Source organism: Kitasatospora sp. NPDC023118 (genome assembly GCF_055560875.1).
Genome location: NZ_JBVHHW010000019.1, coordinates 63640 through 85894, shown reverse-complemented (window position 1 = coordinate 85894; position 22255 = coordinate 63640). Strand labels below are relative to the sequence as shown.

Genomic DNA, 22255 nt, shown 5'->3' with positions numbered 1-22255 from the left:
GGGTTTCGGAGGGGTCAGCCGCGCCCGAGGGCGATGGCGGCGTAGGCGGCGAGCGAGGCGGTGCCGGGGGCGAAGTAGCCGGAGTGGCCGTGGGATCCGGTGGCGGGCAGCGGGCGGGCGCCGAAGCCGGGGTCGGTCGGGTCGGCGCCGTGGCCGAGGCCGAGCAGCCGGACGTTGGGCACGTCGCCGATCCAGTCCGAGCCGTTGCGGGTGGTGGCCCAGAGCGGGACGCGCGGGTCGAGGTCGGCGGCGGAGTCGACGCCCATGCCGGGTGAGCCGAGCACCACCAGGCCGGAGGCCTGGGCCGGGTTCGGGCGGGCCAGGCCGCAGACCACCGAGCCGTAGCTGTGGCAGAACATCGTGGGCGGGGCCTGCGGCCGGGTGCTGACGGCGAGTCCGTCCAGCAGCCGGGTCAGCCGGGTGGCGCCGGCCCGGGCGAGGTCCTCGGTGGCGGCGTCCGGGCCGAGGCCGACCGGGGTGGTGTAGCCGACCCAGGCGATCACGGCGGTCTGCCCGTCGGTGGCCCCGTGCAGGGTGCGGGCCATGCCGGCGGGGGTACCGTACGGGTCGCCGGCGCGGTCGAAGCTCAGCAGGTCGATGTCCGACCCGGGGACGATCACGGCGGTGCGGCGGGCGGCGGCGAGGTCGCCGTACACCTCGGCGACCTGGCCACGGCCGCGCGGGTCGAAGGCGAGGATCCGCCGGCCGCCGTCCAGCAGGGTGCGGTAGCGCTCGGCGCGGGTGCGGGCGGCCTGGTGGTCCTGCGGGGTGAGCGCCGGGTCGGTGGCCCGGGCGAGTTCCCGGTCGCGCTCGGCGGTGAGGGCCAGGGTGTTGGCCCGGTAGCGGAGTCGGATCGGGGCGCCGTCCAGGTTGCCGACCACCAACGGGTGCCGGGCGGCCAGGGCGTCCTGCTGCTCCGGCGTCAACTCGGCGAAGAAGGAGGCGACTTGGGTCGGCGTGGCGGTGGCGGGGTTGGGCGGCCGGAGGCCAGACGCGGTGTCGGCGGTCCAGTCGGCACTGCCGGGCGGCGGGCCGGTGACGGCGGTCTGGGTGTCGGCGGCCCAGCCGCCCGCGCCGAGCACCGCCGCCAGCGCCACCGCGGTGGCGGCGATCGCCCGCCTGGCCCGAAACTTGCGCATGTCCCTGCTCTCCTTCGTCCGTTCGGCTGCCGAGCCGGTTCGGTCGTCGAGCCGGTTCGGTCGTCGAGCCGGTTCGGCTGTCGACGGGGAGGAAGGTAGGAATGCGACGGCCCCGCGGACGTCACACCGCGGGGCCAACTCCCGGGTGCTACCCGGGTATCAGGGAGGGGCCGCCCCGAGCCGAAGGGGCGCGCCGGTGCCGAAAGGGAGAAGGGTCAGGCCGCCGGCGGAGGAGGTGGCGCAGTGCCCGCCGACCGTCGGCACCGGATTCCGAGCGCACGGAGGCAGGCGGGCGAGTCAGTCGCAGCACTACTGACCTGGCGTCACCAGGCCGGACTCGTAGGCCAGCACCACCGCCTGGGCGCGGTCGCGCAGGTCGAGCTTGGCGAGGATGCGGCCGATGTGGGTCTTGACGGTCTGTTCGGCGAGCACCAGCTGCCCGGCGATCTCCTGGTTGGACAGGCCGCGGGCGATCAGCTCCAGCACCTCGGTCTCGCGCGGGGTCAGGCCGTTGAGCCGCAGCTTGGGGTCGCGGCGCTTGGCGGGGCGGCTGCGGGCGAAGTCCTCGATCAGCCGGCGGGTCACCGAGGGGGCGAGCAGCGCCTCGCCGGCCGCGACCACCCGGACCGCGGCGATCAGGTCGGCGGGCGGGGCGTCCTTGAGCAGGAAGCCGCTGGCCCCGGCGCGCAGCGCCTCGTACACGTAGTCGTCCACGTCGAAGGTGGTCAGCATCAGCACCTTGGGCCGGTGCGCGCCGCCGCCTCCCTGACCACCAGTGGCCGGGTCGAGCAGCCTCCGGGCCGCCTCCAGACCGTCCATGACGGGCATCCGGACGTCCATCAGCACCACGTCGGGGTGGGTGCGTCCGGTGACCTCCAGGGCCTGGGCGCCGTCCGCCGCGTCCCCCACCACGTCGATGTCGCTCTGGGCGTTGAGCAGGGCGGCGAAGCCGGCCCGCACCATGGCCTGGTCGTCGACGATGATCACGCGGATGGTCATGCGGGTGTCTCCAGAGGAAGGTCGAGCGGCAGGACGGCGGCCACCTTGAAGCCGCCGTCCGGCAGCGGGCCGGTGTCCAGCCTGCCATCGACCAGCCGGACGCGTTCGCGCATTCCGACCAGACCCTGCCCGGTGCCCTCGACCGAGGCCTCCAGCGACTCGGTGCGCTGCGGCGGCGGCGCGTTGACCACGGTCAGCCGCAGTTCCGGGCCGTCCGCCGAGAGCGACACCCAGGTCCGCGCGCCGGGGGCGTGCCGGACCACGTTGGCCAGCGCCTCCTGCACGATCCGGTAGACGGACAGGCCGACGGCCTGCGGCACCCGCTCGGCCAGCCCCTCGTCCACGGTCAGCTCGGCGGGCACCCCGGCCCGCCCCACCGTCTCGACCAGCTGGGCGAGTCGGTCCACCCCGGGCTGCGGGGCCTTCTCCGCGGCGGACTCCTCGCTGCGCAGCACGCCGAGCAGCCGCCGCATCTCGGCCAGCGACTCCCGGGCGGCGTCGGCGATCGTGGTGAACTCCTCGGCGGCGTCGGCGGGTACGCCCTCGATCCGGTACGGCGCGCTGGCGGCCTGGACGGCGATCACCGACATGTGGTGGGCCACCACGTCGTGCAACTCCCTGGCGATCCGGGCGCGTTCCTCCAGCAGGGTGCGCCGCTCGCGTTCGATCTCGCTGATCTGCTCCTGTTCGGAGAGCAGTCGGCGGGCCACCGCGCGATCCCGGACGGCCCAGCCGAGCAGCAGCGCGGCGCCGCTGAGTGCGATCAGCAGCACGGTGGTGCCGTCGCCGGCCCGGGGCAGGCCGAGGGTGGTGGTGAGCGCGGTGAGCAGGACGGTGGCGACCCAGACCGCGACCAGGGTGGGCCGGCGCTCCCGCAGGGCGAGGGCGAGCAGCAGAAAGACGTACGAGATGATCATCGGCGCCGTCCATGGCCAACTGCCCATCACCTGGTGGTGGCGGGCGGTGACGACGGCGGTGGTGACGAGGGTGGCGGCGCTGATCCACCAGGCGGCCAGCGGCCGGGTGATGGCGAGGAACAGCGGCGTGGTCTGGGCGACGGTGAGCGCGGCGGCCACCGGCAGCACCAGGCCGTAGAAGCTGACCAGGCTGGCGATCCCGGTGGGGATCAGCGAGGCCTGGAGGATCGCGGCGACGACGTACGGCAGCCGGCGCGCCCAGCGCCGGCGCGACTCCCCGAGCAGCGGGGTCTCGTCCTCGCTCGGCGTGCTGAGGTGGTGCAGCAGGGTGCGCAGTTGCCGGGCGGCGTACCGGCGGGCGTCGGCTTTGGTGGGTGTCTTCATCGCGGGCCAGCCTAGGAGGGCCGACCCGCGCCGGTCGTCGGACTGGAGCGCGAACTTCCGGGGGATACCCCGGTACCGGGTGATACCCGGGTATTACGAGCGCCAGTGTCCGGCCAGGGCCGGACCGAGCTGGTCGAAGTGGCGCTCGATCACCCTGACCATGCCCTCGGGCCCGGCCGGTTCCTGCTCGGCGGTCCAGGACAGGTGGGCGGCGCGCAGCAGGCTGCCGAAGACGGCGGCGAGCACGACCGGCCGCAGGTCCTCGGTCGGGTCCAGCCCCTCGCGCTCGGCGAGCACCTGGACCACCAGCCGCTCCTGGTCGGTGACCCGGCGCAGGTGGGCGGCGAGCAGCGCGGGCGTGTCCTCGATGATCCGCAGCAGCTCCAGGGCGCTGCTGATCGAGCCGGGCCCGGGGGTCTGGGCTTTCCCGAGGTCGCGCCAGGCCTTGACGATCGAGGCGCGCAGCGCCTGGAGCGGGGTCTCCTCGGCCGGGCGGCGGCGCAGGCACTCGATGAAGTAGTCCTCGGCGTCGGCCATCACGGCGAGGGCGACCTCGTCCTTGTTGGCGAAGTAGCGGAAGAAGGTGCGCTGGGAGACGTCCACGGCGGAGGCGATCTCGTCGACGGTGGTGCGGGCGAAGCCCTGGCTGAGGAAGAGCACGTGGGCGGCCTGCACCAGGGCGTCCCGGGTCTGCTGTTTCTTGCGCTCCCGAAGTCCGGGCGTCCGGCCGAGGTCCTCCGGGGTGCCGACGGTGCGGGGGGTGTGAGCGGCCATGGCGGGGGCCTTCCGGGGCGCTGGTGTGGCGGGTGGGAGCACAACCTTAGCCTCCTGACAAATGTCAGTGCAGGTCAGAAGTCATTGTTTGCCGAATGTCAGAGGCTGTCATAATCTGCCGACAGTGGCGCTCGTCGGCCGGGCACTCGTGGGGACGGGTGGGTCGTCGCAGCGCCACTCCCACGTTCCGAACCTCGGCACGCCCCCGGAGGGCCAGATGAGCCAGTCCGTCGTCAAGAACTCCAAGGCGGACGCACCGCCGCCGCCGAATCCGCCGACCGGGGGAGGGCTCAAGGGGCACCCCTGGCTGACCCTGCTGACCGTCGCGGTCGGCGTGATGATGGTGGCCCTGGACGGCACGATCGTCGCGATCGCCAACCCGGTGATCCAGGAGAAGCTGAACGCGGCGCCGTCCGAGATCCAGTGGGTCACCAGCGGCTACCTGCTGGCGCTCGCGGTCTTCCTGATCACCGCCGGCAAGATCGGCGACCGGTTCGGCCACAAGACCACGTTCCTGGTCGGCGCGGTCGGCTTCGCCGCCACCTCGGCCGCGATCGGCTTCGCCGGCAACATCCAGACCGTGATCGCCTTCCGCGTCCTGCAGGGCCTGTTCGGCGCGCTGCTCCAGCCGGCCGCGCTCGGCTTGCTGCGCGGGGCCTTCCCGGCCGAGAAGCTCAACATGGCGATCGGCATCTGGGGCGGCGTGATCGGCGCCTCCACCGCGGCCGGCCCGATCGTCGGCGGCCTGCTGGTCGAGCACGTCAACTGGGAGTCGGTCTTCTTCATCAACATCCCGGTCGGCCTGATCGCGCTGTGCCTGGGTCTGTGGATCCTCAAGGACGTCCGGGCCGAGAACGCCGCCAAGTCCTTCGACGTCCCCGGCATCGCGCTGCTCTCGGTCGGGATGTTCGCGCTGGTCTTCGGCATCATCAAGGCCCCCGAGTGGGGCTGGGGCGACGCCAGGACGCTGCTGTTCCTGGGCGGCGCGGTGGTGCTGATGGCGCTCTTCGCGTTCTGGCAGGGCCGGGCGAAGGAGCCGCTGATCCCGCTCGGCCTGTTCCGCTCGGTGCCGCTGTCGGCGGGCGTGCTGCTGATGGTGCTGATGGCCTTCGCGTTCTTCGGCGCGATCTTCTTCGTGACCTTCTACCTGCAGAACGTGCACCAGCAAAAACCCGTCGAGGCCGGCGTCCACCTGCTGCCGATGACCGGCATGATGATCATCGGCTCGCCGCTGGCCGGCCTGGCGATCGGCAAGCTGGGCCCGCGGATCCCGATCGTGGCGGGCATGCTGATCACCACCACCGCGATGTTCGGTATGTCCACCCTGAACACCGGCTCCGGCACCGGCGTGATGTCGCTCTGGTTCGTCCTGATGGGCCTCGGCATCAGCCCGGTCATGGTCGGCGCCACCGAGGTCATCGTCGGCAACGCCCCGCTGGAGCTGTCCGGCGTGGCCGGCGGCCTGCAGCAGTCCGCGATGCAGGTCGGCGGCAGCCTCGGCACCGCCGTGCTGGGCGCGCTGATGGCCGCCAAGGTCGGCGACGTGCTGCCCGGCAACTGGGCCAAGGCCGGCCTGCCGCCGGTCGAGGGCCCGCAGGCCGAGGGCCTCAAGCAGGCCGCCCAGCTCGGCATCGCCCCGCCGGCCCCGCCCGGCACCCCGCAGCAGGCGGTGGACGCGATGGCCGGCGCCGTGCACCAGTCCTTCGTCAGCGGCATGTCGCTCGCCTTCGTGGTGGCCGCCGTGGTGGCCTTCGGCGCCGCCGTGCTCGGCCTGCTCACCCGCCGCGGCAGCACCGACGCGGGCCCGGCCGTGCACATCTGATCAGGTTCGCAGGAGGAAACCGAAAGGGCCGGACCCCACGAGGGGTCCGGCCCTTCCAGTCGCTAGCGGGTGATCAGGCGTCGCCGCCGGCGGCGCCCGGGTCGGCCGCGGCCACGTCCAGCAGCTGGTAGCGGTCGATCGCCTCCTTCAGCGCCGAGCGGTCGATCTTGCCCTGCTTGGCGAGCTCGGTGAGCACCGCCAGGACGACCGACTGCGCGTCGATGTGGAAGAAGCGACGGGCCGCGCCGCGGGTGTCGGCGAAGCCGAAGCCGTCGGCGCCCAGCGACTGCCACTGACCCGGCACCCAGCGGGCGATCTGGTCCGGCACCGCGCGCATCCAGTCGGACACGGCGACGAACGGGCCCTCGGCGCCCTGGAGCTTCTGGGTCACGTACGGCACGCGCTGCTGCTCCTCGGGGTGCAGCAGGTTGAACTCCTCGGACTCCACCGCGTCGCGGCGCAGCTCGTTCCAGGAGGTCGCGGACCAGACGTCGGCCTTGACGTTCCACTCCTCGGCGAGGATGCGCTGGGCCTCCAGGGCCCACGGCACGGCGACGCCGGAGGCGAGGATCTGGGCCGGGATCTGGCCGGCGGTGCCCGGCGCGTACTTGTGCAGACCCTTGAGGATGCCCTCGACGTCCACGTTCTCGGGCTCGGCCGGCATCTTGATCGGCTCGTTGTAGACGGTGAGGTAGTAGAACACGTCCTCGCCGTTCGGGTGCTCGGCGCTGGAGCCGTACATCCGGCGCAGACCGTCCTGGACGATGTGCGCGATCTCGAAGCCGTACGCGGGGTCGTACGCGACGACGCCCGGGTTGGTCGAGGCCAGCAGGTGCGAGTGGCCGTCGGCGTGCTGCAGGCCCTCACCGGTCAGCGTGGTGCGGCCGGCGGTGGCGCCGAGCACGAAGCCGCGGGCCAGCTGGTCGGCCATCTGCCAGAACTGGTCGCCGGTGCGCTGGAACCCGAACATCGAGTAGAAGACGTACACCGGGATCAGCGGCTCGCCGTGGGTCGCGTAGGACGAGCCGGCGGCGATCAGCGAGGCGGTGCAGCCGGCCTCGGAGATGCCGTCGTGCAGCATCTGGCCGGTCGGCGACTCCTTGTAGGCCAGCAGCAGGTCGCGGTCGACCGACTCGTAGGTCTGGCCCAGCGGGTTGTAGATCTTCGCCGACGGGAACAGCGAGTCCATGCCGAAGGTGCGGTACTCGTCCGGCGCGATCGGCACGAAGCGGTTGCCGACGCCCTTGTCCCGCATGAGGTCCTTGAGCAGCCGGACGAACGCCATGGTGGTGGCGATGGTCTGGTTGCCGGAGCCCTTCTTGACCGCCTTGTACGCGTCGTCGCCGGGCAGCTCCAGCTTGCGCGGGCGCACCTTGCGGGTCGGCACGAAGCCGCCGAGGCCCTGCCGGCGGTCGTGCATGTACTGGATCTCTTCCGAGTCGCGGCCCGGGTGGTAGTAGGGCGGGTAGCCCTCGTCGAGCTGCTTGTCGGTGATCGGCAGGTGCAGCCGGTCGCGGAAGCGCTTCAGGTCCTCGACCGTCAGCTTCTTCATCTGGTGGGTGGCGTTGCGGCCCTCGAAGTTGGGGCCCAGCGTCCAGCCCTTGACCGTCTGGGCGAGGATGACCGTCGGCTGGCCCTTGTGCTCGCGGGCCGCCTTGAACGCCGCGTAGATCTTCTTGTGGTCGTGGCCGCCGCGACCCAGGTGCTGGATCTGCTGGTCGGTCATGTTCTCGACCATGGCGCGCAGGCGCAGGTCGCCGCCGAAGAAGTGCTCGCGGATGTAGTCGCCGGTCTCGGTGGCGTAGGTCTGGAACTGGCCGTCCGGGGTGGTGTTCATCTTGTTCACCAGGACGCCGTCGCGGTCCTGCGCGAGCAGCGGGTCCCAGCTGCGGTCCCAGATGAGCTTGATCACGTTCCAGCCGGCGCCCCGGAACTGGGACTCCAGCTCCTGGATGATCTTGCCGTTGCCGCGGACCGGGCCGTCGAGGCGCTGCAGGTTGCAGTTGACCACGAAGGTCAGGTTGTCCAGGCCCTCGCGGGCGGCCAGCGACAGCTGGCCGAGCGACTCGGGCTCGTCCATCTCGCCGTCGCCGAGGAAGGCGTAGACGTGCGAGTTCGAGGTGTCCTTGATGCCGCGGTGCTCCAGGTAGCGGTTCATCCGCGCCTGGTAGATCGCGCCGAGCGGGCCGAGGCCCATCGAGACGGTCGGGAACTCCCAGAAGTCCGGCATCAGCCGCGGGTGCGGGTAGCTGGACAGGCCGTACGGGGCCTTCGACTTCTCCTGGCGGAACGCGTCGAGCTGCTGCTCGGTGAGCCGGTCCAGCAGGAAGGCGCGGGCGTAGATGCCGGGGGAGGCGTGACCCTGGAAGAAGATCTGGTCGCCGGACTCGCCCTCGGCGTCCTTGCCGCGGAAGAAGTAGTTGAAGCCGACGTCGTAGAGCGACGCGGAGGAGGCGAAGGTGGCGATGTGGCCACCGACGCCGATGCCCGGGCGCTGCGCCCGGGAGACCATGACGGCCGCGTTCCAGCGGGTCGCGTTGAGGATCTTGCGCTCGATCTCCTCGTTGCCGGGGAAGAACGGCTCGTCCTTGGTCGCGATGGTGTTGACGTAGTCCGTGCTGCGCATCTCGGGCACGGCGACACGCTTCTCGCGGGCGCGCTCGATCAGCCGCAGCATCAGGTAACGGGCACGCTCACGCCCCCGCTCGTCGATGGCCGCATCGAGCGACTCCAGCCATTCCGCGGTCTCCTCGGGATCGAAGTCCGGGACCTGACTCGGAAGGCCGCCAATGATGATCGGGTTGCGATCGGATCCGGAAGCCACGCTGTTCCTTCACTGTCGGTCGAAACTGAGGTGTGTCGCGCCGCCTCCATCGTGCTACCGCGCTCGGAGATCCGTCATCTCTACCGATCGGTAACCATTCCGCCTGGTGGGCGGGCCGGTCTGGCGGCGCGCGGTGCGGGCGTCTTCGTCCGCTCCGCGCACCCCCGGGTGTTACGAAAAGAGGTGGTCCGACCTGGTGTCCCGTCCGCCCGATGGCGGGCGGCCGGGGTGAGGGCCAACAGGAGACTCTACGCCCGCGCACGCGCGGACCCCGAATGCCGTTCGCATCTCGGGCACGTGTACGGCCTGTGGGCCTGGACCACCCGAAGCATCGTTGTCTCACGCAGAGAAGGGCAAATCGGTGTGATTCTCGACACGTCGACCGGCGTGTCCCGCTGCGACACGTCAACCTTTGGAGGGGATCGGGGGTCGGGTACTTGCGCGAACCGCCGCGCCCGTGTGGACTACGGCCACAGCCTCGGCATGGACGCCGAGCCGAATACTGGAGGTTATTCCCGTGAGCGCGACCGCGGACCCCGCGGACAAGTCCAACCCGGCGACCCGTCTCGGCTTCGAAGAGGGCCAGATCGTCCAGGAGCTGGGGTACGACGACGACACTGACCAGGATCTCCGCGAGGGCATCGAGGAGATCACCGGGACGGATCTCGTCGACGAGGACTACGACGACGTCGCGGACGCCGTCCTGCTGTGGCACCGCGACGACGACGGGGACCTCACCGACGCCCTCGTCGACGCCCTGGAATACCTGGCCGAGGGCGGTCTGATCTGGCTGCTGACGCCCAAGACCGGCCGCGACGGCCACATCGAGGCCTCCGACATCGCGGACGCGGCGAAGACCTCCGGCCTGTCGCAGACCAGCTCGATCGCGATCGCCAAGGACTGGGCGGCCACCCGCCTGGCCACCAAGTCCACGGCGAAGCAGCCCAAGCAGCGCTGAACGGGCCCTGAAGCCGAGCGCCGGGCCCCGTCGGAGTACTCCTCCGGCGGGGCCCGGCGCTTTTCGCGCCTTCGGACCGGGGCTGTTCGCCGAGGGCGAAAGGGTTGGGCCGCCCGGCGCAGCGCATCATCCGTTCGGCCGAACGCCCGTAAGCGAATGCGAGGATGTGCCCTGCCGCGCCCGCCGCGCGGCCCGGTCGCGCCGCACTCGCGCCGGAGTCGCGTCAGAAAGGTCCCGCTCATGACCGTCGAGGTCGGCACCCCGGCTCCGGACTTCGCGCTCAACAACCAGCACGGGGAGAGCGTCCGGCTCGCCGACTTCCGGGGCCGCAAGCACGTGGTGCTGGTCTTCTACCCGTTCGCCTTCACCGGCGTGTGCACCGGCGAGCTGGGCGCGATCCAGCGGGAGCTGGCCGGGCTGCAGAACGATCGGGTCCAGGTGCTCGGGGTCTCCTGCGACTCCCAGTTCAGCCAGCGCGTCCTCGCCGACCGGGAGGGCCTGGAGTTCCCGCTGCTCGCCGACTTCTGGCCGCACGGCGAGGTCGCCCGGGCCTACGGCGTGCTGGACGAGGAGAAGGGCTGCCCGCTGCGCGGCACCTTCGTGATCGACGAGGCCGGCACGGTGCGCTGGAGCGTCCTCAACGGCCTCCCGGACGCCCGGGACGAGCAGGAGTACCTGAAGGCCCTCGCAGCCCTCTGAGGCCCCCGAGCAGGCGTTCCGGGCCCGTTCGGAGGCGTTCCGGGCCCCGTTCGGAGGTGCCCCGGGCCCCGTTCGGAGGTGTGCACGGGAACCGGGCACTACGCTCGGGCCGTTGGCGGGGTGGGGCGTACGTCCGGCTTCGGTCGGCCGGCGCCTCGAACCGCACCACCGCGGGGGCACCAGCCGTGCCTCCCGATTCTTGGAGGACACGTGGGAGTCAGCCTCAGCAAGGGCGGCAACGTCTCGCTCACCAAGGAGGCCCCCGGGCTCCAGGCCGTCGTGGTCGGCCTGGGCTGGGACGTCCGGACCACCACCGGGACGGACTTCGACCTCGACGCCAGCGCGCTGCTCTGCAACGACCAGGGCAAGGTCGGCTCGGACGGCAACTTCGTGTTCTTCAACAACCTGAAGAGCCCGGACGGCTCGGTCGAGCACACCGGCGACAACCGCACCGGTGAGGGCGAGGGTGACGACGAGGCGATCAAGGTCAACCTGGTCGGCGTCCCGGCGGACGTGCAGAAGATCGTCTTCCCGGTGTCGATCTACGACGCCGAGAGCCGCGGCCAGAACTTCGGCCAGGTCCGCAATGCCTTCATCCGTGTGGTGAACCAGGCCGACAACTCGGAGCTGGCCCGCTACGACCTCTCCGAGGACGCCTCCACCGAGACCGCGATGGTCTTCGGCGAGCTGTACCGCAACGGCGGCGAGTGGAAGTTCCGCGCCATCGGCCAGGGCTACGCCTCCGGCCTGCGCGGCATCGCCCAGGACTTCGGCGTCAACGTCTGAGTTCCCATCGGCGCACGGGTCTGCTCGCCGAACTCCCGGGGCGGTCCCGGACCTTCGAGGTCCGGGGCCGCCCCGGCTTCGTCCGGGCCCGGCGCGCTGCGAGGATGTGAGTTCAGGAAGTTCAGCCGGCCAAAGCGGGCCGGCCGGGGCCGCGGGGGACTACACCTGTAAGGCGCGCCCCGGGAGAAGCAAGGGAGGAAGAACACCATGGTGGTCACGCTCGCCAAGGGCGGGAACGTCTCGCTCACCAAGGCTGCACCGAACCTGACACAGGTCCAGATCGGCCTCGGCTGGTCCGCCCGTTCGACCACGGGCGCACCGTTCGACCTCGACGCGAGCGCCCTGATCTGCGGTGGCGGGCGAGTGCTCGGTGACGAGTACTTCGTCTTCTACAACAACCTCAAGAGCCCCGAGGGCTCGGTGGAGCACCAGGGCGACAACCTCGTGGGCGGCGACGACACGGGTGACGACGAGCTGATCCTGGTCAACCTGGAGCTGGTCCCGGCGCAGGCGGACAAGGTGGTCTTCGCGGTCTCGATCTACGAGGCCGAGGCCCGGCTGCAGAACTTCGGCCAGGTCCGCAACGCCTACATCCGGGTCGTCAACTCCCTTGACGGCCAGGAGATCGCGCGTTACGACCTGTCCGAGGACGCGTCCAGCGAGACCGCGATGATCTTCGGCGAGCTGTACCGGTACGCGGGCGAGTGGAAGTTCCGCGCGGTGGGCCAGGGCTACGCCTCCGGCCTGCGCGGAATCGCGCTCGACTTCGGCGTCAACGTACAGTGAGGGAATAAATCAGACTAATCGCACCCGACCAACGATCATGAGAACAGAGGGCAGTGCGGGGGTGACCTGACCGGGCCCCGGCCCGGTCAGGCGTCTCGGGACGAGGCCGACCCCGGCACGGCCAGAATCCCGAAAGGTAGCCAACTCCCGTGTTCCTCCGCACATTCGGCTGGTCGTTCGCGATCACCGCCATCGGCCTGATCGCGGCCGGACTGCTCTGGGGAGCCCAAGGCTTCGGCATCGTGCTGATCCTCTCCATCCTGGAGATCTCCCTCTCCTTCGACAACGCGGTGGTCAACGCCACGGTGTTGAAGCGGATGAACCCGTACTGGCAGAAGATCTTCCTGACGGTCGGCGTGCTGATCGCCGTCTTCGGCATGCGGCTGGTCTTCCCACTGCTGGTCGTCGGCCTGACCGCGAAGCTCAACCCGGCAACGGTGATCGACCTCGCGCTGCACTCCGACAAGACCCACGACGGCCTCACCTACGGCCAGTACCTGGAGGCGGCCAACCCGGCCATCGCGGCCTTCGGCGGCGTCTTCCTGCTGATGATCTTCCTCGACTTCGTGTTCGAGGAGAAGGAGCACAACTGGCTGAGCTGGCTGGAGCGTCCGCTGGAGAAGGTCGGCAAGCTGGACGCCCTGTCCAGCGTCGTCGCCCTGGTCGCGCTGGTGCTGGCCTCCCGCTTCTTCGCCGCGGAGCACGCTGAAACCGTTCTGCTGGCCGGTGTGCTCGGCCTGATCACCTACCTGGCGGTCGGCGGCCTCTCCTCGATCTTCGAATCGGGGCTGGAGGAGGAGGCCGAGCGCGAGGAGGAGGCCGAGAAGGCCGGCAAGTCGGTCGTCCAGGTGGCCGGCAAGGCCGCGTTCTTCCTGTTCCTCTACCTGGAGGTGCTGGACGCGTCGTTCTCCTTCGACGGCGTGGTCGGCGCGTTCGCCATCTCCAGCGACATCTTCCAGATCACCCTGGGCCTCGGCATCGGTGCGATGTACATCCGCTCGCTGACCGTCTTCCTGGTCCGCAAGGGCACCCTGGACGACTACGTCTACCTGGAGCACGGTGCCCACTACGCGATCGGCGCGCTGGCGGTGATCCTGCTGGTCGGGATCAAGTACCACATCCCGGAGATCGTCACCGGCCTGATCGGCGTCGCCTTCATCGGGCTGGCGCTCGGGTCGTCCGTCCTGCGCAACCGGCGTGAAGGTGCGCCGGAGGAGAAGGAACTGGTCGGCAGCAAGTAGCCCGCCGGGCAAGCGCGACGGCCGCCTCCGGGGTTCCGGGGGCGGCCGTTCGCGTTGTTCCCGTGGTGCGGGGTCCGTCAGCCCAACTGCTGCTCGATCGCGCGCAGCTTGCGCTCCAGCGAGTCCAGCTTCGGCATCGACAGCGTGTCGTCGTCGGCCGTCAGGTCGACGGTCGAGCTGCGACGGGTCGGGGCGGAGTCGCCGGTCGACGAGGAGTACGCCGACGAGGAGTAGTCCGACGAGGAGTACGCCGACGAGGAGTACGTCGAGGACGAGTAGGACGAGGAGGAGTAGGAGGAACTCACCGCGGCCCGGGGGCGGCGGCCGGCGTCCAGGGCGGCCGGTTCGAGCGAGTCGCCGGTGAACCGGTCGGTGGAGGTCTTCGAGGTGGAGGTGGCGCTGTCGTCCCTGGCGGCTAGGGCAGGCTCCGTAGCGCTCGGGCCGTCTCCGGCCGCCGTGAGCGCGGGCACCTGACGCCCGCCGCGGGCCCGGGCGAGCATGCCGCCCTGGCGGGAGATGGCCTTCAGCTCGGCGCGCTCGCGGCGGTCGGCGGTGCGGGCGCGGACCTTGGCGTCCAGCTTCGCCTGGCGCTCCTCGCGCACCTCCTCGACCGCCTCGTCCAGGCTGCGGACGTTCTCCAGCAGCATCAGCGACCAGGCCGCGTAGGTCTCGCGAGGGGCGCGCAGCCAGCGGACGATGCGGATCTGCGGAAGCGGGCGCGGGACGAGGCCCTGCTCGCGCAGCGCGGCCTTGCGGGTCTGCTTGAGCGCGCGGTCGAACAGGATCGCCGCCGAGATCGACATGCCGGAGAAGAACTGCGGGGCGCCGGCGTGGCCCAGGCCGCGCGGGGCGTGCACCCAGTTGAACCAGGCCGAGGCGATCGCGAACACCCAGACCAGCAACCGGGAGCCGAGCGCGGCGTCACCGTGGCTGGCCTCGCGCACGGCGAGCACCGAGCAGAACATCGCGGCGCCGTCCAGGCCGAACGGGACGAGGTACTCCCAGCCGCCGGACAGGCCGAGGTTCTCGGTGCCGAAGCCGACCAGGCCGTGGAAGGACAGCGCGGCCGCGACACCGGCACAGACGAACAGCAGGGTGTACGAGGCGATGCCGTAGATCATCTCCTTGCGGCGGCGGCGCTCCTCGCTGCGCTCCCAGGAGTCGGCCGCCTCGTCCTTCTTCGTGCTCTTGAAGCGCAGCGTCGCCAGCAGGACGGCGACGAACAGCAGGGCTACGCCGCCGACGACGGTCCAGACCAACTGTATGGAGGTCAGGTTCATTGCGGGTCGGGCCTCGGGTTTCCGCAGGGGACAGGTTCACAGTGCGACACAGGCGGTCAGGTCCCGCCGTGCGGACACTGCCTGACGCTTAGTTCGTCTCCGCACGGCGTGCCCAGCCGCCCGCGCAGGGGCGGACGGGACACCTGTGCGGCTAGACGATATCGCGTCCGAAGGGGCGGAATGTTACGGGAGGGCGGCTTCCACGGGCCAATCGACCCACCGGTTCGCGTCGAGGACGGGCGCGAACCGCCCCGCGGGGTAGGGAAATGAGCGGTTCTGGTATCCGCCGGCCGGAGTGATGCCCGATCATGGACCGGCGGATCGTCGACCGGTGGATCGTCAGATCGCCGGACGGAGGCAGGGGGAGAGGACGGGATGGTCTCGATCTGGGAGTACCTGCGCGGGGACAAGAGCTACACCTTCGACAACCCGGGGGCGCAGCACAAGGTCACACTCACCAAGTCGGCGCCGCAGCACGCGATCACCGGCTCGGCCGCCACCACCGGCTACCTCTACGTCAACCTGCACTGGACCATGCGCTCGGGCGCCGTCCGGCCGAGCACCCGGGAGACCGTCAAGCGCTTCTTCAGCCCGCGCATCCTCAGCCCGCTGGAGCCGGACTCGCCCGGGAGCAACGAGCAGCTGAACGTCGACCTCGACCTGGCCTGCATGTACGAACTCTCGGACGGCAGCCGGGGCGTGGTGCAGCCGCTCGGCGGGTTCTTCGGCGACCTGCGGGAGCCGCCGTACATCAAGCTCAGCGGCGACGACCAGTACGGGGCGCCGTCCGGCGAGACGATGTACGTCAACCTGGAGAAGAAGGACAAGTTCAAGCGGCTGCTGATCTTCGTCTACATCTACGACGGGACCCCGGCCTTCGAACAGACCCACGCGGTGATAACGATCGTGCCGCAGACCGGGCCGCGGATCGAGATCAAGCTGGACGAGCGGGCCCGGGCGGCGCGCTCCTGCGCGGTGGTGCTGATCGAGAACGCGGGGGACAACCAGCTGACGGTGCGCCGCGAGGTGCGGTACGTCAACGGGTTTCAGGCGGACATCGACCGGCTGTACGGGTTCGGGATGCAGTGGCAGCGGGGGTACAAGAACCAGCCGGGGGACTGAGCCCCGCGGCGGGGCCGTTCAGGCGGCCCCGCCGTCGGGGGTCTGCTAGCCGGCGGGGCTTGGACTGCGGGCCCTGTGGCGGGTGCCGGCTAGCGGGGCTGGAACTGCGGGCCCTGCGGTGGGAGGGCGAACTCCTCGCCGGCCGGGGCCTGCACCGGGGGCTGCGGCGGGACGGGCGGCTGCTGGCCGGTGCCGGGCTGGTGCGGCGGGTAGCCGGCGCCCGGGTGCGGCTGCGGCTGCGGCGGGACGGGCTGGTGCGGCGGGCTGGGCTGGGGGTAGCCGTAGCCGGTGCCCGGCTGCGGGGCCGGCGGTGCGGGCGGGTACGGCTGGTTGGGCTGCGGGTAGCCGTAGCCGGTCGCGGGCTGCTGCTGCGGGTAGCCGTACCCGGTGCCGGGCTGCGGCTGGGGGTAGCCGTAGCCGGTGCCCGGCTGGGTCGGCGGTGCGGGCGGGGCCGGCGGGACGTTCGGGGGCGCGGTGGGCGGGGCCGCCGGCGGGGGCGTCATGGTCGGCGGGGCCGTGGGCGGCGGCGGGGTCGGCGGTGCGGCGGTCGGCGGGGTCGCCGGGCCGCTCGCGGCCGGTGCCGGGGCGTGCTGCGGCCGGGCCGCCGGGTGCTGCGGCTGCGCCGGGGGCTGGGGCGTCGGGACGGCCGGGGACAGGGTGAAGGTGCCCGGCTCGGGTCGGGCCGCCGGGCGCTGCTCCGGCAGCGGAGTGGCGCGCGGGTCGACCGCGCCGGTGGGGCCGGCGGTGGACGCGGGCGCCGGGGGCGGCGTCGGCTCGGACGCGGGGTCCTGCGCCTCGTCGTCCACGGTGATGCCGAAGTCGGTGGCCAGGCCGACCAGCCCGGAGGTGTAGCCCTGGCCGATCGCCCGGAACTTCCAGGTCCCGCCGCGCCGGTAGAGCTCGCCCGCGACCAGCGCGGAGACGTTCTCGGCGTCGACGATCGCGAACTCGGCGACCGGGGTCGCGCCTTCGCCGGTCGTGGCGTCGAACAGCAGCAGCCGCAGCCCCGGGACAACCCGGAACGGCCCGCCCTCGGAGGAGCCGGCCAGCACCACCCGGTCCACGTCGGCGGGCAGCTTGGCCAGCTCGACCTCGACCGTGTCGATGATTTCGGCGCCGCCGGAGGTGTGCTGCTTGGGCAGGTGGCGCACCAGTCCGGAGGGGTGGCGCGGCTGGTTGTAGAAGACGAAGTCGGCGTCCGAACGGACCTTGCCGTTGGCGCCGAGCAGCAGCGCGGACGCGTCCACGTCCGGCGCACCGGGCGTGGCGCTCCAGCGCAGCACGGCGCGGACCGCCGCCGCCGGCAGTGCGATGTTGGCGCCCTTGGCCATCACGTGCGTCATAGCGGACCATCCTGCCTGTTCGCCACCGCTTCGGACAACGTGACCGGGACCGCCGCGGCGGGGGCGGGCTTTGCCAAGACTTGCGTCGGATCGAGGTTTGCCGCCGTCTTCGCCTCCTCCGCGTCAGGGTCGGCGAGCCGCCATCCGGTGATCGTCTCCGCGGATCCCGACGCCCCGGGATGTTCCGGGAGTTCAGTGCCCAGGAACCGGGAACGGCCGGAAACCGTCCGTACGATGGGCGTTCGAAAGGCCCCGGGGGGTCCGGCGCAGGGGAGTCCGCCGGTGGCGCCTCCAGGTGAAACGTCCAGGTAGAACCGCTGGCCGGAGGCCGTCCACTCCCGAGGAGAGCACCTTGCGCCATTTCGGCCACCTCGCCGACGACGTCCGCGCCCGGCTGTTCCTGGAGCAGCCTCGGACGTTCACCGCGCAGAGCGAGCCCGCGGTGCTCGCCACCGCCCTCGGCGGCACCCTCTACAGCCCCGCCACCAGGCCCGCACTGGCCGCTGACATCCGCAAACAGGCGGCTCGGGGCGTGGTCTCGATGGTGCTGTGCCTGGAGGACGCGATCGCCGACCACGAGGTCGACGCGGGGGAGCGGAACCTGGTCGAGCAGTTGGCTGACCTGGTTCATGATTTCACCGACAGCGCACATGATCACCCGCTCCTCTTCATCAGGGTTCGCACGGCCTCCCAGATCCCCGACCTGGCCGAGCGGCTCGGCCCGGCCGTCTCGCTGCTCAGCGGCTTCGTGCTGCCCAAGTTCACCTCCGGGGGCGGCGGCGCCTACCTGGCCGCGCTCGCCGCCGCCGAGGCCGCGACCGGGCGACGGCTGTTCGCCATGCCCGTCCTGGAGTCGCCCGAACTCGCCCACCTGGAGACCAGGCGGGACCAGCTCTTCGGCATCGCCGAGCTGCTCGCCGGGCACCGCGAGCGGGTGCTCGCCGTCCGGCTCGGCGTCACCGACCTGTGCTCCGCGTACGGGCTGCGCCGCTCGCCCGACCTCACCGCGTACGACGTGGCGCTGGTCGCCTCGGTGGTCGGGGACGTGGTCAACGTGCTCGGCCGGGCGGACGGCACCGGGTACACCGTGACCGGGCCGGTCTGGGAGTACTTCCCGGTGCAGGAGCGGATGTTCAAGCCGCAGCTGCGCCGCACCCCGTTCACCGCCTCCGGCGGGACGGCCCTGGCCTCCGGGGAGGAGGTCCGCCGCCGGATCATCGAGCACGACCTGGACGGGCTGATCCGCGAGGTCGAACTCGACCGGGCCAACGGCCTGCTGGGCAAGACCTGCATCCACCCCAGCCACGTCCCCGCGGTGCACGCGCTCTCCGTGGTCACGCACGAGGAGTACTGCGACGCCCGCGACATCCTCCGCCAGGAGCAGGGCGGCGGCGGGGTCTTGCGCTCGGCGTACACCAACAAGATGAACGAGTCCCGGCCGCACCGCGCCTGGGCGGAGCGGGTGCTGCTGCGGGCGGAGGTGTTCGGCGTGGCCCGGGAGGACGTGAGCTTCGCGGAGCTGCTGTCCGCCTGCCTGTGCGGCTGACCGCCTGCCCATGTGGTTGACCGCCTGTCTGTGCGGCTGGACCACTACCTGAGCACATGATCCGACAAGCACCATCGAAGGTGGGACCAGCAGTGACCACAGCAGAACAGACGTGGACCGGGCGCTGGGTCGCCGACCGGGCCGGGATAGCGCTGAGCGGATCGGAGCGCCTGCCCGAACTCGTCGGTCTGGCCCTGCGGTCCGGCAACCCCCGGCGCGCCCACCTGCTGGTCTCCAGCGTGCTCGGCAAGCACGTCCCCCAGCGGCCCGCCGTGGTGCACGGCGCCGGGCTCGAACTCGGCCGTCGGGTAGCGGACCTGCTCGGCGCCGAGGCAGCCGCGCGGGCCGTCGTGCTCGGCTACGCGGAGACCGCCACCGGCCTCGGCCACAGCGTCGCCGACGGCCTCGACGCCCCGTACCTGCACTCCACTCGCCGGCCCGTCCCCGGGATCGCCCCGCTCGGCGGCTTCGAGGAGGAGCACTCGCACGCCACCGCCCACCTGCTGCTCCCCGGCGACCCCGGACTCCTCGCCGGGGACGGTCCGTTGGTGCTGGTGGACGACGAGCTCTCGACCGGCCGGACGGTCCTCAACACCATCCGCGAACTGCACGCCCGCCACCCGCGCGGCCACTACGTCGTCGCCGCCCTGGTCGACCTGCGCTCGGCCGACGACCGGGCCCGGCTCGCCGGGGCCGCCGCCGAACTCGGCGTCCGGCTGGACGTGGTGGCCACCGCGAGCGGCAGCGTCGACCTGCCCGGGGACATCGTCGAGCGGGCCGAAAAGCTGATCGCTTCGGTGCCCCCGGCCGTCGTGCCCGCGGCGGTCGACCCCGCCCCGCTGGTCCGGGTCCGACTGGACTGGCCCGCCGGGCTCCCGGACGGCGGCCGGCACGGCTTCACCGCCCGCGACCGCGAGCGGCTCGACGCCGTACTGCCCTCGCTGGCCGGGCAGTTGGCGCAGGCCGTACCCGCTTCGGCGGAGCGGGTGCTGGTGCTCGGCTGCGAGGAGCTGATGTACGCCCCACTGCGGCTGGCCGAGGCGCTCGCCCAGCGGCTCGGCGGCGACCGCGTCCGCTACTCCACCACCACCCGCTCGCCCGTCCTCGCCGTCGACGACCCCGGCTACGCCATCCGCACCCGGCTGGCCTTCCCCGCCCACGACGACCCGCGGGACGAGGCCTCGCGCGAACGCTACGTCTACAACGTCGCCCCCGGTACGGACCGGGCCCGCCGCTTCGACGCCGTGGTGCTGGTGGTGGACGACGTCGCCGACACCCCGGCCCTGCACCAGGGCGAGCGCGCGCTGCTGCGCCAACTGCGGCAGGTCACCGACCGGGTGGTGCTCGCGGTGCTGCCCTCGCACCGGCCGGCGCTCCCCACCCCGCTGTACGGGCCGGAGTTCTCCTCGTACCGCCCCGAGGAGGTGGCCTGGCTGCTCAAGGACCTCTCCGACGTCCCGCTCGAAGCCCCCACCGAGGAGCGGGAGGAGGCCGTCCAGAACGGCGGCGCCCACTATGCCGAGTCGCTGCCGGTCGAGTACCGGCCCAGCCCCGAGTACCAGGAGCTGTTCCACCAGGCGCTGCGCGGCTCCGCCGGCCGGATCGCGCTCGCCGTCGGCACCGTCGCCGAGACGCTGCTGCGCGAGCGCGGGCCCGGACTGGTGCTCGCCTCGCTGGCCCGGGCCGGGACGCCGGTCGGCATCCTGATCCGCCGCTGGCTGGCCTTCGCCCACGGCCTCGACGTCCCGCACTACGCGGTGTCGATCGTCCGCGGCCGGGGCATCGACGCGGTCGCCCTGCGCTACCTCGCCGCCCACCACCGGGCGGCGGACGTGGTCTTCGTGGACGGCTGGACCGGCAAGGGAGCGATCACCCGCGAACTCGCCGACGCGCTGGCCGGCACCGGCTTCGACCCCGACCTCGCGGTGCTCGCCGACCCGGGCCGCTGCGTCCGGACGTACGGCACCCGGGACGACTTCCTGATCCCGTCCGCCTGCCTCAACTCCACGGTGTCCGGGCTGGTTTCGCGCACCGTGCTGCGAGCCGGGCTGATCGGGCCGGAGGACTTCCACGGGGCCAAGTACTACGCCGAGCTGGCCGGCGGCGATGTCTCGGCCGCCTTCCTGGATACCGTGGCCGGGTGCTTCGCCTCGGCCGCCGCCGCCGTCGGGGAAGCCGAGAGGCTGGCCGCCGACCCGGACCGTACGCCCGACTGGGCCGGCTGGGCCGCCGTGGAACGGATCAGCGCCGAGTACGGGATCGACGACGTCAACCTGGTGAAGCCCGGCGTCGGCGAGACCACCCGGGTGCTGCTGCGTCGCGTCCCCTGGCGGGTGCTGGCCCGGCGCGGCGCCGGTGCCGACCTCGACCACGTGCGGCTGCTCGCGGCCCAACGCGGCGTCGTGGTCGAGGAGGTGGACGGACTGCCGTACACCTGTGTCGGCCTGATCCACCCCCGCTACAGTCGGGGCGCGACCGGGGCGAGCGGCCGGGCCGTGACCGGGAAGGAGTCCTGATGGGCGGTGCGGCTACGGCTGACGTGCTGGTCGCCAGCGACCTGGACCGTACGCTCATCTACTCCGAGCGGGCCCTGGCCCTGGACGTCCCGGACCGGCTGGCGCCACGGCTGCTCTGCGTCGAGGTGCTGGACGGGCGGCCGCTGTCCTTCCTGACCGAGCGGGCGGCTTCACTGTTGGTCGAGCTGGGGCGCGAGGCCGCGTTCGTCCCCGCGACGACGAGAACCGTCGAGCAGTACCGGCGGGTCAACCTGCCCGGCCCGACGCCGACTTACGCGATCTGCGCGAACGGCGGACAGCTGCTGGTGGACGGCGAGCCGGACCGGGACTGGCGCCGCGAGATCACCGCGCGGATCGCGGCCGGCTCGACACCGCTGGAGGAGGTGGTCCGGCAGCTCGCGCTCTGTGCCGACCCGGTGTGGACGCGCAAACGGCGCGTCGCCGACGAGTTGTTCGCCTACCTGGTGGTCGAGCGCGACCGGCTCCCGGACGGCTGGCTGGCCGAGCTGGCCGGTTGGTGCGCCGAACGCGGCTGGCGGGTCTCGCTGCAGGGACGGAAGGTGTACGCCGTGCCGGAGCCGCTCGGCAAGAGCGCCGCGCTCGCCGAGGCCGTCCGGCGCGGCGGGGCGGGCACCGTGCTCGCGGCCGGGGACTCGCTGCTGGACGCCGACCTGCTGCTCGCCGCCGACGCCGCCTGGCGACCGGGGCACGGCGAACTGGCCGACAGCGGGTGGACGGCCCCCGGCGTCACCGCCCTGTCGGAGGTGGGGGTGGCGGCGGGGGAGGAGATCGTCCGTCGGTTCCTGGCCGCCGCCGTCCGGCCGCTTACGGACTAACCGCAGCAGCCGCCGCCGCAGCAGCCGCCCCCGGAGGCCGCTTGCGGCGCGGCTCCGGTGGCACCGGCGGCGCCGGTCACGGCGACGGTGGACAGCAGCTTCACCGTGTCCTGGTGGCCCTCCGGGCAGACGGCGGGGTCGTTGGCCTGCGCCATCGGGCGGCTGAGCTCGAAGGTGGCGCCGCAGGAGCGGCAGCGGAAGTCATAGCGTGGCATACCGGCAGGGTACCGATGGGCGGTGTGGTCGGTGAACCGGTGAGTGGTCGATGGGCTGGTTATCGGTG

Annotated in this window: 18 protein-coding genes; 10 read left to right on the top strand and 8 right to left on the bottom strand. The window is 72.1% G+C overall.

The annotated features are described in order from the left end of the window. Nucleotides 1–14: 14 nt before the first annotated feature. The 4 genes from ACZ3UD_RS24500 to ACZ3UD_RS24485 form a co-directional block, all read right to left on the bottom strand. Nucleotides 15–1139 carry an alpha/beta hydrolase gene (locus ACZ3UD_RS24500; protein WP_465591508.1) on the bottom strand — a complete coding sequence of 375 codons (1125 nt, stop codon included), beginning with the start codon at nt 1137–1139 and terminating at the stop codon, nt 15–17. A gap of 309 nt (nt 1140–1448) precedes the next feature. Then, on the bottom strand, nt 1449–2138 hold the full coding sequence (locus ACZ3UD_RS24495; protein ID WP_465591506.1) for a response regulator: 690 nt from the start codon (nt 2136–2138) through the stop codon (nt 1449–1451). Then, complete coding sequence (locus ACZ3UD_RS24490) at nt 2135–3439, bottom strand: sensor histidine kinase (protein WP_465591503.1); 1305 nt, start codon at nt 3437–3439, stop codon at nt 2135–2137. Before ACZ3UD_RS24490 ends, ACZ3UD_RS24495 begins: the two co-directional genes overlap by 4 nt. Before the next feature lie 93 nt (nt 3440–3532). Then, nucleotides 3533–4213, bottom strand: coding sequence for a TetR/AcrR family transcriptional regulator (locus ACZ3UD_RS24485; RefSeq protein ID WP_465591500.1), 681 nt, complete (start codon nt 4211–4213; stop codon nt 3533–3535). Nucleotides 4214–4430: 217 nt separating this feature from the next. On the opposite strand from ACZ3UD_RS24485, the gene ACZ3UD_RS24480 reads away from it, so the two are divergent. Beyond that, on the top strand, nt 4431–6035 hold the full coding sequence (locus ACZ3UD_RS24480) for an MFS transporter (RefSeq protein ID WP_465591497.1): 1605 nt from the start codon (nt 4431–4433) through the stop codon (nt 6033–6035). 73 nt (nt 6036–6108) lie between these two features. Here the strand turns inward: ACZ3UD_RS24480 and aceE are convergent, their stop codons facing one another. Next, the gene (aceE, locus tag ACZ3UD_RS24475) at nt 6109–8859 is read right to left on the bottom strand and encodes a pyruvate dehydrogenase (acetyl-transferring), homodimeric type (RefSeq protein WP_465591494.1); all 2751 of its coding nucleotides are present in this window, start codon (nt 8857–8859) and stop codon (nt 6109–6111) included. 517 nt (nt 8860–9376) lie between these two features. Here aceE and ACZ3UD_RS24470 point away from each other — a divergent pair. From ACZ3UD_RS24470 to ACZ3UD_RS24450, 5 genes are all read left to right on the top strand, one after another. Next, complete coding sequence (locus tag ACZ3UD_RS24470) at nt 9377–9817, top strand: DUF3052 domain-containing protein (protein WP_387619637.1); 441 nt, start codon at nt 9377–9379, stop codon at nt 9815–9817. Between the two features lie 240 nt (nt 9818–10057). Beyond that, on the top strand, nt 10058–10516 hold the full coding sequence (locus ACZ3UD_RS24465) for a peroxiredoxin (protein ID WP_465591489.1): 459 nt from the start codon (nt 10058–10060) through the stop codon (nt 10514–10516). Between the two features lie 210 nt (nt 10517–10726). After that, the gene (locus tag ACZ3UD_RS24460; RefSeq protein ID WP_380610698.1) at nt 10727–11302 is read left to right on the top strand and encodes a TerD family protein; all 576 of its coding nucleotides are present in this window, start codon (nt 10727–10729) and stop codon (nt 11300–11302) included. A gap of 207 nt (nt 11303–11509) precedes the next feature. Next, complete coding sequence (locus tag ACZ3UD_RS24455) at nt 11510–12088, top strand: TerD family protein (RefSeq protein ID WP_387619646.1); 579 nt, start codon at nt 11510–11512, stop codon at nt 12086–12088. Between the two features lie 149 nt (nt 12089–12237). Then, entirely contained in the window at nt 12238–13329 is a 1092-nt protein-coding gene (locus tag ACZ3UD_RS24450; RefSeq protein ID WP_465591485.1) for a DUF475 domain-containing protein, read from the top strand. Between the two features lie 77 nt (nt 13330–13406). Here the strand turns inward: ACZ3UD_RS24450 and ACZ3UD_RS24445 are convergent, their stop codons facing one another. Continuing rightward, complete coding sequence (locus tag ACZ3UD_RS24445) at nt 13407–14609, bottom strand: DUF2637 domain-containing protein (protein WP_465591482.1); 1203 nt, start codon at nt 14607–14609, stop codon at nt 13407–13409. Nucleotides 14610–14984: 375 nt separating this feature from the next. Here ACZ3UD_RS24445 and ACZ3UD_RS24440 point away from each other — a divergent pair, with 375 nt between their 5' ends. Further along, a complete protein-coding gene (locus tag ACZ3UD_RS24440; RefSeq protein ID WP_465591479.1) occupies nt 14985–15731 on the top strand; it encodes a Tellurium resistance in 747 nt (248 codons plus the stop codon). Nucleotides 15732–15820: 89 nt separating this feature from the next. Here the strand turns inward: ACZ3UD_RS24440 and ACZ3UD_RS24435 are convergent, their stop codons facing one another. Continuing rightward, a complete protein-coding gene (locus tag ACZ3UD_RS24435; RefSeq protein ID WP_465591476.1) occupies nt 15821–17074 on the bottom strand; it encodes a TerD family protein in 1254 nt (417 codons plus the stop codon). A 352-nt stretch (nt 17075–17426) separates the two neighbouring features. Here ACZ3UD_RS24435 and ACZ3UD_RS24430 point away from each other — a divergent pair, with 352 nt between their 5' ends. Genes ACZ3UD_RS24430 through ACZ3UD_RS24420 form a run of 3 tightly spaced genes read left to right on the top strand, consistent with a single transcriptional unit; the run spans nt 17427 to nt 21972 of the window. Beyond that, on the top strand, nt 17427–18620 hold the full coding sequence (locus tag ACZ3UD_RS24430) for an HpcH/HpaI aldolase/citrate lyase family protein (protein WP_465591473.1): 1194 nt from the start codon (nt 17427–17429) through the stop codon (nt 18618–18620). Between the two features lie 56 nt (nt 18621–18676). Next, complete coding sequence (locus tag ACZ3UD_RS24425; RefSeq protein ID WP_465591470.1) at nt 18677–21136, top strand: phosphoribosyltransferase; 2460 nt, start codon at nt 18677–18679, stop codon at nt 21134–21136. Next, a complete protein-coding gene (locus ACZ3UD_RS24420) occupies nt 21136–21972 on the top strand; it encodes an HAD family hydrolase (protein ID WP_465591468.1) in 837 nt (278 codons plus the stop codon). The genes ACZ3UD_RS24425 and ACZ3UD_RS24420 overlap by 1 nt, the downstream gene beginning before the upstream one ends. Here ACZ3UD_RS24420 and ACZ3UD_RS24415 read toward each other — a convergent pair. Then, a complete protein-coding gene (locus ACZ3UD_RS24415; protein WP_465591465.1) occupies nt 21969–22187 on the bottom strand; it encodes an FmdB family zinc ribbon protein in 219 nt (72 codons plus the stop codon). The genes ACZ3UD_RS24420 and ACZ3UD_RS24415 overlap by 4 nt on opposite strands. Nucleotides 22188–22255 lie beyond the last annotated feature (68 nt).